Annotated in this window: 8 protein-coding genes; 2 read left to right on the top strand and 6 right to left on the bottom strand. The window is 44.5% G+C overall.

The genetic code is table 11. The annotated features are described in order from the left end of the window. Positions 1 to 3: 3 nt before the first annotated feature. The 5 genes from BVU_RS11445 to mfd all read right to left on the bottom strand — a co-directional run bounded on the left by BVU_RS11445 (position 4) and on the right by mfd (position 7,491). Positions 4 to 585, bottom strand: a complete 582-nt coding sequence (locus BVU_RS11445) for an indolepyruvate oxidoreductase subunit beta (protein WP_005846114.1) — start codon at positions 583 to 585, stop codon at positions 4 to 6. Next, a complete protein-coding gene (locus tag BVU_RS11440; protein WP_011965548.1) occupies positions 582 to 2,198 on the bottom strand; it encodes a thiamine pyrophosphate-dependent enzyme in 1,617 nt (538 codons plus the stop codon). Before BVU_RS11440 ends, BVU_RS11445 begins: the two co-directional genes overlap by 4 nt. 23 nt (positions 2,199 to 2,221) lie before the next feature. Continuing rightward, entirely contained in the window at positions 2,222 to 2,983 is a 762-nt protein-coding gene (locus BVU_RS11435; protein WP_005846110.1) for an amidohydrolase, read from the bottom strand. A gap of 191 nt (positions 2,984 to 3,174) precedes the next feature. After that, entirely contained in the window at positions 3,175 to 3,861 is a 687-nt protein-coding gene (locus tag BVU_RS11430) for a TonB family protein (RefSeq protein WP_005848631.1), read from the bottom strand. Positions 3,862 to 4,125: 264 nt separating this feature from the next. Further along, a complete protein-coding gene (mfd, locus tag BVU_RS11425; protein WP_005848633.1) occupies positions 4,126 to 7,491 on the bottom strand; it encodes a transcription-repair coupling factor in 3,366 nt (1,121 codons plus the stop codon). Between the two features lie 107 nt (positions 7,492 to 7,598). Between mfd and BVU_RS11420 the strand changes: the two genes are divergently transcribed. After that, positions 7,599 to 8,783: a DUF418 domain-containing protein gene (locus tag BVU_RS11420; protein WP_011965547.1), complete on the top strand. Its 1,185-nt coding sequence runs from the start codon at positions 7,599 to 7,601 to the stop codon at positions 8,781 to 8,783. Positions 8,784 to 8,844: 61 nt separating this feature from the next. Next, the gene (locus BVU_RS11415) at positions 8,845 to 11,040 is read left to right on the top strand and encodes a tetratricopeptide repeat protein (RefSeq protein ID WP_011965546.1); all 2,196 of its coding nucleotides are present in this window, start codon (positions 8,845 to 8,847) and stop codon (positions 11,038 to 11,040) included. A gap of 156 nt (positions 11,041 to 11,196) precedes the next feature. On the opposite strand, the gene BVU_RS11410 is transcribed toward BVU_RS11415, so the two are convergent. After that, complete coding sequence (locus BVU_RS11410; protein WP_008667781.1) at positions 11,197 to 12,555, bottom strand: transposase; 1,359 nt, start codon at positions 12,553 to 12,555, stop codon at positions 11,197 to 11,199. Positions 12,556 to 12,581: the final 26 nt, after the last annotated feature.

Raw genomic sequence — 12,581 nt, 5'->3', positions numbered from 1 at the left:
GCATTACCAGTTCTTTACCGCATTCAATCCTATATCAAAAGCCTTCTGATTCATTTCAACAATCTTCTCACCTTTTGCAGCAAACACACGCCCTATGCTTTCGCGCAACTGTTCCGGTGATACGATTTCAATATACTTCGCAGCCATGCCCAGCAGAATCACATTCGCGCATTTAGGCATACTGTTTTCTTTTGCCATATCCTCTATTTCCAACTTCACCACATGCGGAAGACTCTCCAAAGCCCTCATCAGATCCACTTCTTCAGGATAGTCGGGAATGTTCTTGAAAGGATTAGCGGAAGTAATCACCCAACCTTCTTCCTGCAAGTAAGGCAGATAACGCAACGCCTCCATCGGTTCCATGGAAATAATCAGATCCGCCTCACCCTGAGCGATCAGATCCGAATAAATCGTTTCGTCGGACAAACGCAGATTGGACTGCACATCTCCTCCGCGCTGGCTCATACCGTGTACCTCGGCCTGCTTCAAATTGATGCCTTCTGCCGTAGCAGCTTCTCCTATAATAGTAGCGATAGTCAGGATACCCTGTCCTCCTACGCCCGAAAGTATGATATCTTTTCTCATGCCTTATCTGCTTTTTTCTGTCTTAGTTTACGATTCAATGTCTGGATACACTCTCTGCGCGGAATAATGACAGACACCCCTTTATATTCTATTTCCTCACGAATGGTACGGGTGATTTCTTCCATATTCTTCGGTAATGGAACCACCACACGCACATGTTCGGGTTCTACCCCTAATCCCAGGCAGATCGCCTCGAATTTGTTCGTACCGGCAGAATCCTGTCCACCGGTCATGGCAGTAGTCAGGTTATCCGAAATCACCACCGTAATATTGGCACGGTCATTCACCGCATCCAGCAGACCGGTCATACCGGAATGAGTGAAAGTAGAGTCACCGATAACAGCAATGGCCGGAAATACCCCTGCATCGGAAGCACCTTTGGCCATGGTTATGGAAGCACCCATATCCACACAACTGTCGATAGCACGGAACGGGGGCAACGCACCTAATGTATAGCAACCGATATCACCGAAAATGCGTGCATCCGGATATTCCGCAGCCACCTTGTTCAATGCATCATACACATCCCGATGACCACATCCCTGACACAATGCAGGCGGACGCGGCATCACCACCTGAGACTTACCAAACGGACGTTTGATTCCCCATCCGATCGCCTCGCCCACATTATCCGGAGTCAATTCACCGGTACGCGGCAAAGTTTCCGTCAAGCGTCCCTTTACCTCATAGTCCGAGGAAAGTATCGCTTTTACCTGCTCTTCCACAAACGGCTGGCCATCTTCCACTACCAGAACATATCCGCAGCGGTCTGCCATCGTCCTGATTTCTTCAGCCGGCAACGGATACTGCGAAACTTTCAATACCGGAATATGGCAACTGTCCGTATCCGCCTCCTTCACATAATTATAACCGATACCACAGGCTATCACTCCGAATTCATAATCATATTCGGGATTCAACCCTTCCAGATAATTATAAGGAGATTTGGAGGAAGCTTCTTCCAGCTTCTCCTGCTTTTTCACTAGATCCAGATATTGTTTACGCGCATTACCCGGCAGCAATACCCAGTGGGCACGTTCATGGTCAGGATTCAACTGATTTTCCTCACGGATATCGGCTACTTCCACACCGGCACGCGAATGTGCCAGACGGGTAACCACACGCATCAGCACCGGCAACTTCAGTTTTTCCGAGAGTGTATATGCGTAATCCATCATATCGTATGCTTCTTGTTGGGAAGACGGTTCCAGCATGGGAATCATAGCAAATTTTCCATAAAAACGTGAATCCTGCTCGTTCTGTGACGAGTGCATGGAAGGGTCATCGGCAGCCAGCACCACCAGACCACCGTTCACGCCGGTTATGGCAGAATTGACAAACGCATCGGCAGCCACGTTCATGCCTACATGTTTCATACATACCAAAGCACGTTTTCCTGCGTATGACATACCCAATGCAGCCTCCATGGCCGTTTTTTCATTGGTACACCAAGTGCTGTGCAATTTTCTTTCCTTTGCCAAACGATTATTCTGGATAAACTCTGTGATTTCAGTGGACGGTGTACCCGGATAGGCATATACACCCGATATGCCGGCATGTATCGCTCCGAGGGCAATTGCCTCATCGCCCAACAATAATTTCTTTTCAGCCATTATCTATTATTTTGTTAATTGTTTCATATCAATGTAAAAGGGTCTGCATCATCCAATACCGGGAATTTCTTCCTGAAAGCCTGCAATGCCTCCATATCTATATCAGCCGATACCGCACTTTCCCTGCTCCACGGACATTCGGCTATCGTTTTTCCGTAGGGATCGATGATGGCGCTGCCACCCGAATATTCACAGGTAGGATCAGTTCCCATGCGGTTCACTCCGGCCACATAGCACTGGTTCTCAATAGCCCGCGCCCGAAGCAGAGCGCTCCAGGCATCCACACGGGGAGTGGGCCAGCTTGCCACATAAAGTATCATGTCGTAATCCCCCAGGTTGCGTGACCAAACAGGGAAACGGAGGTCATAACATACCTCCAAAAGAATACGTACCCCACGGAAGTTCACCACCACACGCTCTGTGCCGGCAGTGAAACGCTTGTGTTCGCCCCCAAAGGTGAACAAATGTTTCTTATCATAATGCTGCACGGCTCCGTCCGGATGGACAAAGTAAAAACGATTATAATAGTTTCCATTCTCACATACAGCTACACTGCCTGCAATAGCACAATTCCGCTCGGCTGCCTTACGCTTCATCCAGTGCAGGGTTTCACTGTCGGTGCTCTCCGCAATTCCTTCGGGTTGCGTACAAAAACCGGTGGAAAACATTTCGGGTAAAACAAACAGATCAGCATCCGGCAGACAGCTTATCGCTTCGTCCGCCCTTGCTATATTGGCCTGTGGATTGGCCCATTCTATATTTCTCTGTAGAATTGTTATTTTCATTGTTTTTCATATTATAAGACCCACAAAGGTAACAAATATAATAAGATAGCAAGCATTTTATTACTAACTATTTCCTTTCACTCCCTTTTTTCTTACATGTTTTCATAAATATCCCCTATTTATTCCTCGATAAAAAAAGAGGAAGCGTCCTCTTCTGAGATTACGCTTCCTCCATCCATACTAATTAAATCTTAACTTTGCAGTCTGAAGACTACAGGAACAGTGTATTTCACCCTCACTGCTTTTCCTCTTTGCTTGCCGGGCTTCCATTTTGGCATGGAACTGATCACGCGGATTGCTTCCTTGTCCAGATACGGATCCACACTCTTCACCACTACCGGATTCAGGATCTCTCCATGAACACCCACAACGAACTGCACCACTACCCTTCCTTGAACTCCCTGCTCGGCACTGACGGTAGGATATTTGATGTTTTCACTCAGATACCTCATCAAATCAGCATTACCGTTACGAAATACCGGCATCTCTTCCACCACCACAAATTCCACATTTTCATCCACTACTTCTTCGGGTACTTCAATAGGGGTCGGTATAATTACCGGAGCATCCGTAGGGTCTGAAGCTGCAATATCGGTTTCTGTTTCCGTCGAGTTATTATCCACTATATTGAGCTCTTCCGGGTTGACGGCAGCCGGTGGAGGCGGTGGCGGCAGAGGTTTATCCTGATTATAGGTTACAGGAACTAATTCTTCAAAGAAATCCGGGTCACTGACTAAATCACTGATCGCGTAAGTTACATTACGTTCAGTCCATTCGAACGAAACAAACATAAACGACAGCGTCACAATGAGACCCATGAACAGCCAACGGGACTTACCCTTTTCAAGGTCGGCTCTTCGTGCTTTTTTCACTTCCATAACAAGTGTTTTTTAAATTAGACAATATGTGAGTAAAAATCTCAGTGTCCGCTTTTAAACTGGAAGTAAGATAGTAAAAATATAGATAAGTTAAAAGAAAAAGGAGTGTCTTATATTATTTTTTAATATAAAACACCCCAAATTCAATTCCGTTAAACAATTAATTAAAAATCAGCTGTTTATTTAGTTAATATTCAATTTTACGTTAACATATCCTGCTTACTCTACGGCAATGCCGGTTTCTGCCAATACAGACATCTTTTATCACAAACTCACCATCTCCTGCAGAATACCTACCGCAGTCTCTACCGTTTCCACATTCTTGACTACCATACTACGCTTGCCGTTCTGCTCACGCAAATTGCAGTAACGCGGATTCTTGCTCATGTAATCAATCACCTTGCCAAAAGCCGCACTTTGATAATAAGGACTTTCCTGATTACTGATAAAGAACAAAGTCATTCGTCCGGCTTTCAAGAATACTTTTTCCACCCCCAACCGTTTAGCCAATCTGCGCAAAGGTACGATACGCAGAAGTTCCAGCCCTTCGGGAGGAACCTTTCCGAAACGGTCCTCCAACCGTGCCTTGAAAGCGAGCAGGTCCTTATCCAATTCCAATCCGTCCAGTTCACGATAAAGCAACATACGTTCGCTGCTGCTGGGGATATACTCATTGGGGAAAAGCAATTCCAAATCACTTTCCACCTGACATTCATCCACAAAGTTCTCGCCACTGATTTTCTCTTCTCCCGCTGCCTGCAACTCCTCTGCGTAAAGATCGGCAAACTCATCCTCTTTCAACTCTTTCACCGCTTCGGCCAGTATCTTCTGATAAGTTTCATAACCCAAATCGGCAATGAAGCCACTCTGCTCCGCCCCCAGCATATTTCCTGCTCCACGGATATCCAAATCCTGCATGGCTATATGGATACCGCTGCCCAAATCACTGAAATTCTCAATGGCTTGAAGACGGCGCTTTGCCTCGGGAGTCAGTGAAGTCAATGGAGGCGCCAACAAATAACAGAATGCTTTTTTATTGCTTCTTCCCACACGTCCACGCATCTGGTGCAAATCACTCAATCCAAAATTCTGCGCCTGGTTGATGATAATCGTATTGGCATTCGGTATATCAATACCACTCTCGATAATGGTGGTTGCCAGCAGCACATCATAATCATAGTTCACAAAGTCGAAAATAATCTTCTCCAGCTTTTCGGGCTCCATCTGTCCATGACCTATGCAGACACGGCAATCGGGTATATTCCGCTTGATCATGGCTTCCAATTCTACCAGATTCTGTATGCGGTTATTGACAAAGAACACCTGTCCGTTACGGCTCATTTCAAAATTGATCGCTTCCGTTATGATATCTTCATTAAAGGTATGCACCTCTGTCTGAATGGGATAACGGTTGGGAGGCGGAGTCTGAATGACAGAAAGATCACGGGCGCCCATTAACGAGAACTGTAAAGTACGGGGGATGGGGGTAGCGGTCATAGTAAGTGTATCCACATTCACTTTCATCTGACGCAACTTCTCTTTCACACTAACTCCGAACTTCTGTTCCTCATCAATGATCAGCAATCCTAAATCTTTGAACTTAACGCTTTTACCGATGATTTTATGTGTACCGACCAAAATATTTATTTTTCCATCCGCCAGTTCCTTCACTATTCTGGAAACATCTTTTGCACTGCGGGCACGGCTCAAATAATCAACTTTGCATGGAAAATCTTTCAACCGTTCGCTGAAAGTCTGAAAGTGCTGATAGGCCAGCACCGTAGTGGGAACCAGCACAGCCACCTGTTTGTTATCAGCCACAGCCTTGAAAGCAGCACGAATAGCCACTTCAGTCTTTCCGAACCCCACATCACCACACACCAGACGGTCCATAGGACGGTCGCTCTCCATATCGGCTTTGGCATCCTGAGTCGCCTTCAACTGGTCGGGGGTATCCTCATAAATAAAGCTCGCCTCCAATTCATGTTGCATAAAACTGTCGGGACTATACGAGAATCCTTTTTCCTGTTTACGTTGCGAATACAGTCTGATCAGGTCACGGGCTATATCTTTGATTTTGCTCTTGGTACGCTCTTTCATTTTTTCCCACGCACCGGTCCCCAATTTGTTCAGGCGGGGAGTTTCTCCCTCCTTCCCTTTATACTTGGATATTTTATGCAGGGAATGAATGGAAACAAATACCACATCCTCATTCTGATAAATAAGTTTAATCACTTCCTGGGTAGTATTTCCATTCGGAATGCGTACCAAACCGCCAAAACGGCCTACACCATGATCTATATGTACCACAAAGTCACCCGGCTCAAACTGGCTCAACTCTTTTAAGGTCAATGCCACCTTACCGCTACGCGCCTTGTCACTACGAAGATTGTATTTATGGAAACGGTCAAAAATCTGATGGTCTGTAAAAAAGCAGCTTTTCAATACATTATCTGTAAAGCCCTCATGTAAAGTCTTGTTGACCGGAATGAACGTGATATGATCACCACGCTCCTCAAAGATATCTTTCAGACGCTTTGCCTGCTTCTCACTATCGGTACATATATATAAGGTGTAACCTCGTTTCTGATAATCAGTGAATGAAGTGCTTACCAAATCAAAATTCTTATGAAAAATAGGCTGGACCGTCGTATCGAAAGCCAACGTTGCCTGTGGAGTTCCTGTAGGTTTGTTACCAAATTCAATCCGTTTGAAATCCAAAGCCCGTACTGTAAATTCCGCCCCGTCTATCAGCTTCAGTTCCAAATTCATCAGTTCCGTCTTCTCTCCCTCGTATGCGGCAAGCGCCTGAGGAGAGAGTGCCTCTTCCCGTACTACCTGTATTCTTTCACGTACCCAAAGAAAGTCTTTCATTGCCAGAACTGTTTCCCGAGGAATGAATTCAAAGAAAGACACCCCGCTCTTGTCGGCGGCATTCGTCAGCTCGGGCACGATGGCAATGCTCTGTTTCTTCTCTTTCGAAAGCTGGTTTTCCACTTCAAAAGTACGGATGCTGTCTACCTCGTCACCAAAAAAGTCAATACGGTAAGGATACTCGGAAGCAAAAGAGAAGACGTCAATAATACTACCGCGTACAGCATATTGCCCCGGTTCATAAACATAATCTACATGCTCGAATCCGTAACCGGCCAGCACTTCCGTGATAAACTCTGTGTCCACATGCTCACCCACACCAAGTTTTAACGTCTTGTCCATCAGTACTTCTTGTGATACCACTTTCTCCGCCAACGCTTCGGGATAAGTCACCACACATAGCGGATCGCCTTTCTGTAAACGGCTCAGCACTTCCGTACGCAGGATCTCATTGGCTGCATCTTTCTGCCCATATTTAACAGCCCGACGATACGAGGATGGAAAGAACAAAATATGCTCATCACCGTTCACCTGTGTCAGGTCATGATAAAAGTAACCCGCTTCCTCCAAGTCACCCAGTACAAATACAAATGTCTGTTTATTCTCTCTAAGAAAGGAGGAAACAAATAAAGCTGCCGCAGAAGCATGTAATCCTCCCAGGAAAATAGTCCTCACTGAGGAATCTTCCAATAACGCAGCCAGTCCCTTAGTGTTAGGATGACCGGCATAAATACGTTGCAATTCCGAAATATCCATATCTTTTTTTAAGATGGGGACAAAATTAAAGAAATATCTGATTACTTCCTCCTTTTTTTGCCAACTATTCAAGATTTTCCTATTTTTGTACGCTAATATATAACCCCATGGAAACAAAAGCAATAAACACAAAATTGAAAGGACACGCACGTGTAGATGTAGCTGATGTGCTACGCGGACTGGCAGTGATGGGAATCATCATCCTGCACTCTATCGAACATTTTAATTTCTACTCATTTCCCGATACAGCCGGACAAAGTGCGTGGCTGAACTTCTCGGACAAAGCCATTTGGAACGGGTTATTCTTCATGTTCGGCGGAAAAGCATACGCCATATTCGCTTTACTTTTCGGTTTTAGCTTTTTTATTCAAGATGACAACCAACGCCTACGGGGCAATGATTTCCGTCTACGTTTTTGTTGGCGGTTAATTCTTCTTTTCCTGATAGGTAATATCAATGCCAGTTTTTTCACAGCGGAAGTGCTAGTCCTTTATTCTTTAGTAGGTTTCATCCTGCCACTGACTTGCCGGCTGAAAGACAAATGGATATTTGCATTGGCATGTCTGCTATTGATCCAGCCATTGCCACTTTATTATGTAATACGTGCCTGTCTCGATCCGGAATTTGTTACTCCGGCCATCCCCACCCGCAGCTTCTGGAATGCAACTTTTGCAGTGCAAAGCAATGGTAATTTTCTGGAAACCATCCGTGTCAATTTATGGGAAGGACAGTTGGCAAGCCTTGCCTGGGCCTGGGATCACGGACGGGTATTCCAAACAGCCGCCCTTTTCCTGCTCGGTATGCTGATAGGGCGCAAGGGACTTTTTTTGAAAGAGCACTTGAAGGTATGGAACAAGGTACTTGCAAGCTCACTCGTCGCATTTTTCCCTTTATATGGGTTGGGCAATATGCTACCGGACTTTATCACAAATAAATCCATTCTGACCCCTCTTTCACTAATCATCACCTCGCTTTCCAATTTTGCATTTATGCTGATTCTGGTATCCGGTGTCGTCTTCGCTTTTTACAAGACAAACTTACACGACGGATTAATGAAAATAACGCCATACGGAAAGATGAGCCTTACCAATTATATTACTCAAAGTATAGTAGGTTCCATGTTATACTACAACTGGGGATTTGCATTGCACAATCAGTTTGGTATCACAGCCAGCTGCCTGGCAGGAATAGTTTTCTTCATCTTGCAATTCTCTTTCTGCCGCTGGTGGATGAATCACCACTCTCACGGTCCGATGGAATATATATGGAAACGGGCAACCTGGCTGAAATAAGCCAAGAACCGAAGTCTGCCCGCATTTGTTTATAAAAGACATACAAATAGAACTTTAAAATATGCGCGAAGAAATCATAAAACTATTAGACCAATATCGGTTAAAAGAAGCATTATCCCAAATGACAGGATATGCCACCCATACTTCCGACTGGCAATTAAAGAATGAGCTAGAAGCCCTGCAAACGTCATACGACCTGATGCTGCAATATACTTCAAAAGGGATGAAAGATCCCAATAAAGTGGAAATATACCATAAAATGTTACGCACGGCATACGAACTGGCCGACCGTATCCATATAGCCGTACAGGCAACACAAAATTACGGAGCCTATTATGACACAATGCGCACTTTTGTCCAAAGCCCTCCTCACAGCTATGCCGAATTACAAATGCAATTGGAGGCGTATACAGAAGATATGGCTACAGCCCCATTGATATATACCACCGAGGCCAAAAGAAATGAAGAAATGGATGCCATGAGAAAACGTCACGAAACAGCCGTAGACGAATTATTTGAAAAAATATGGGTATCCACCCGGTGGAGTGAATCGGAATATGCTGAAGCGCAAACTTTGTTCAACTCACTATTGATCCAAGTCAACGACCTTTCCATAATGGTCAGCGCCGTCACCATGAGCCTGCTGCAAATATTCGACATCCGCAAGTTCATGTTTCTATTGAACGCCTATACCCATCAGGATACCATGCTGAATCAGCGGGCTATTGCAGGGATCGCACTAACATGCTACTATTATGAAAAGCGTATCCTTCAATACCCTGAAGCCGTGTCGCGCATAAATGAACTGAATGAAAATGCCGAGTTCATCAAAAACCTGCATCATATCCAGATTCAATTATTGCAATCTTCCCGTGAAACCCGAAAGATAGACAAGAAGATGCGTGAAGAAATCATTCCCGAAATGATGAAAAATCCCAAACTTAATTTGGAAGGACTGGATGAAGATGCCGAAGATCATAATCCGGAATGGGAAGAATGGATTGACCGTTCAGGCATTACCGATAAATTGCGCGAATTAGGTGAACTGCAAATGTCCGGGGCAGATGTGTATATGAGTACCTTTTCACAGCTGAAACAATTCCCGTTTTTCCGCAAAATTTCTCACTGGTTCTATCCTTTTGACCCCCAATATCAGGATATCGCCAAATTATCTCTCGGAAATGACGAACAAAAAATCTCTCTGCTCAACATTTTGATGAATTCGGATGTATTCTGCAATTCCGACAAATACTCTTTTTGTTTTACCATGTTACAAATGCCGGAAAGCCAAAGGAATCTCATGCAGCAACAATTGAACGGACAACATGAAGCTTCTGAAGAACTGAAAGAACGTTTAAAAGAGATGTCACAATCAAAAGCTCGCGCTGAATTCGTGAGCCGGCAATACATTCATGACCTCTACCGTTTCTTCAAATTATGGTCAAGAAGACATGAAATACATGACATTTTTGAGGACACTCTGGACTTATGGAATAAAGAAGCATTGTCTCAAGCCTTGTTACACAAAGAGTATATCAACAAACTGGCAGATTACCTATTCACACACGACGACTTGGCAGAAGCCGGAATTCTCTATGATAAATCAATTGAATTATACAATCGTAAAAATGCCGAATTATGGCAGAAAGCAGGTTTCATTTATCAGAAAATCGGTTCCTATAAAAAAGCGATAGATTATTACCTGCAATCAGATCTGCTGATCCCCGATAATACATGGAATAACCGCCATTTGGCACAATGTTATAGAAAAGAGGGAAACTACCCAAAAGCTTTGGAATATTATAACAAGGTGGAACAGGCACAGCCCGACAGTCTGAATCTGGCACTACAAATAGGACAATGCCTGATGGCACTGGAACGATACGATGAAGCACTGGCTTATTTCTTCAAAGTGGAGTATCTGGATAAAAAGCCACAGAATGCCCGACGCGCCATCGGATGGTGTTCCTTCATTACCGGCAACCATCAACAAGCCAAGAAATATTACGACTTGCTGATATCCGAGCCCAAGCCCATTATGGAAGACTGGATGAATGCAGGACATGTGTATTATATCCTGAATGAAACAGAAAAATCAATAGAATATTATCGCAAAGCCCAGGAACTATGCGACAGTCATGATGAGTTTGTCCGCCTTTACCAAATAGATAAGAAAGACTTGATAAAGCAAGGCGCCAATGAAGTAGACTTGTTTATACTTCCCGATGAATTAGGGATATTCAGTAAATGTCTCTAAAAAATAAGATGGCATATGAAGATGATAGGGCATGACCATTTCATATGCCATTCTTATTGTCATTTTTCCGTGCTTTCTCACATACTTCTATCCGACAGGACATGACGTTCCGGAAGAAGTCTGATGACCTCTTCTGATTCTGTGAGTAAAATCATATCATGCTGCTTTAGCTGTTTTGTTTCTGATTTTTTCTATCATCAGTATGGCATTTGCCGTATGTATTCCAAAGAAAATCCACAGTATTTCCGTCTTCCTGTTTCTGGCCTTTATCCTTGAGAGCGAGTAATGTTGCTTTTGAGTGCCGAAGCTTCCTTCAAGCCGTGTTGCCCTTTCTTTTGAGAGTTCGCTTCTAAGCACCTTCCTCAAAGGCTCATCTTTGGCCGCCCTTCCCTTGCGCACAAAGGATGTGGATATCCCATATTTTGTACAGAACTTTCTGTTGGCATTATTGGCATATATGGAATCGGCAGCCACACATCTTACCCTTACATTCATAAGCTTCTGCTGCATACGGATACAGTCCTTCAAGCGTATACCCTCATTGAATGCCTTGAACGAGAGGTGTTCGATGAACGATATGCCGTCTATCTGTATATTATTGACCTTTGCACCGAACTCGACGGACTTGGTTTCCTTGCCTCTGACGATGGGACGTACATAATGACGGTCAATGCTGACGATGCGGTCACTGACTTTCCGCCCTTCAAACATTTCCTTTTCTTGTACAAGCACCTTTCTGATGATGGAAAGACGCTTATGATAATCCTGGGTATATCGGAGTAAAGCACCGTACTCGCTATGGATCCCATCCCTTTGACTGAGGAGCTTTTCAAGAAGCTTGATCATACGGCGCTTAAGCATTCTTGTCCTTGAAGCTCTCCTCTTTCTTTTCTTGCAGTAGGACAGATAGGATTCCGCCACATTCCTGTATTTGTTGCGAGGACGCCTTATGCCCAGCTCCCTGCAATGCCGGCATATATGCCTGTAGAGCCATTCGAGGCTTTCCCAAAGGAGTTTCATGTCCGTAGGAAAACGCATGTGGCTTTCATAGCATGTGGCATCGGTCATGCAGACGTGAAGGTTATCAAGATAAGGTTTCCAGTGTGAAGCCAGGAGCTCCTGGAAAGAATCAATGTCAAGGCGGGATGCTATCTCATTACGGATGGCACTGACTATCTTGAAGTTGGTTATGGGAAGGGACGGGGGAATCATAATTCCACAGAAAATCTGGTAGTGTATGTTCCCGTTCAGATGTTCCACCAGTTGCCTGTCGGAGAATCCGGTGTATGCCTTCAGGACCATAAGGGCGATCTTTGCGGAAGGACTGAATCTGTTCCTGCGTCCCAGGCGCCGGTCCGACAGGCCGGCGGCTTTTGCCATACATTCAAACGGAAAGACCGAATGAAGCTTGCCAAGCTCACTCTCATTAAAACTCTTGCGGTATTTTTCCAGAATATCAAATTCTGTAAAACCCAAAGTAGGGTGAATTTCTGAAATATTCACTATCTTTGCCATATCTTATTAGTTTGGATATTTCCCCC

This window comes from Phocaeicola vulgatus ATCC 8482, from assembly GCF_000012825.1.
Classification (GTDB): Bacteria; Bacteroidota; Bacteroidia; order Bacteroidales; family Bacteroidaceae; genus Phocaeicola; species Phocaeicola vulgatus.
Note: the sequence above shows the minus strand (reverse complement) of the source record. Positions and strands in the feature narration are given on the sequence as shown.

Excerpts from the sequence above, each read along its gene's own strand:
- BVU_RS11445 (WP_005846114.1), bottom strand. The coding sequence starts at position 585 with ATGAGAAAAGATATCATACTTTCGGGCGTAGGAGGACAGGGTATCCTG.
- BVU_RS11440 (WP_011965548.1), bottom strand. The coding sequence starts at position 2,198 with ATGGCTGAAAAGAAATTATTGTTGGGCGATGAGGCAATTGCCCTCGGA.
- BVU_RS11435 (WP_005846110.1), bottom strand. The coding sequence starts at position 2,983 with ATGAAAATAACAATTCTACAGAGAAATATAGAATGGGCCAATCCACAG.
- BVU_RS11430 (WP_005848631.1), bottom strand. The coding sequence starts at position 3,861 with ATGGAAGTGAAAAAAGCACGAAGAGCCGACCTTGAAAAGGGTAAGTCC.
- mfd (WP_005848633.1), bottom strand. The coding sequence starts at position 7,491 with ATGGATATTTCGGAATTGCAACGTATTTATGCCGGTCATCCTAACACT.
- BVU_RS11420 (WP_011965547.1), top strand. The coding sequence starts at position 7,599 with ATGGAAACAAAAGCAATAAACACAAAATTGAAAGGACACGCACGTGTA.
- BVU_RS11415 (WP_011965546.1), top strand. The coding sequence starts at position 8,845 with ATGCGCGAAGAAATCATAAAACTATTAGACCAATATCGGTTAAAAGAA.
- BVU_RS11410 (WP_008667781.1), bottom strand. The coding sequence starts at position 12,555 with ATGGCAAAGATAGTGAATATTTCAGAAATTCACCCTACTTTGGGTTTT.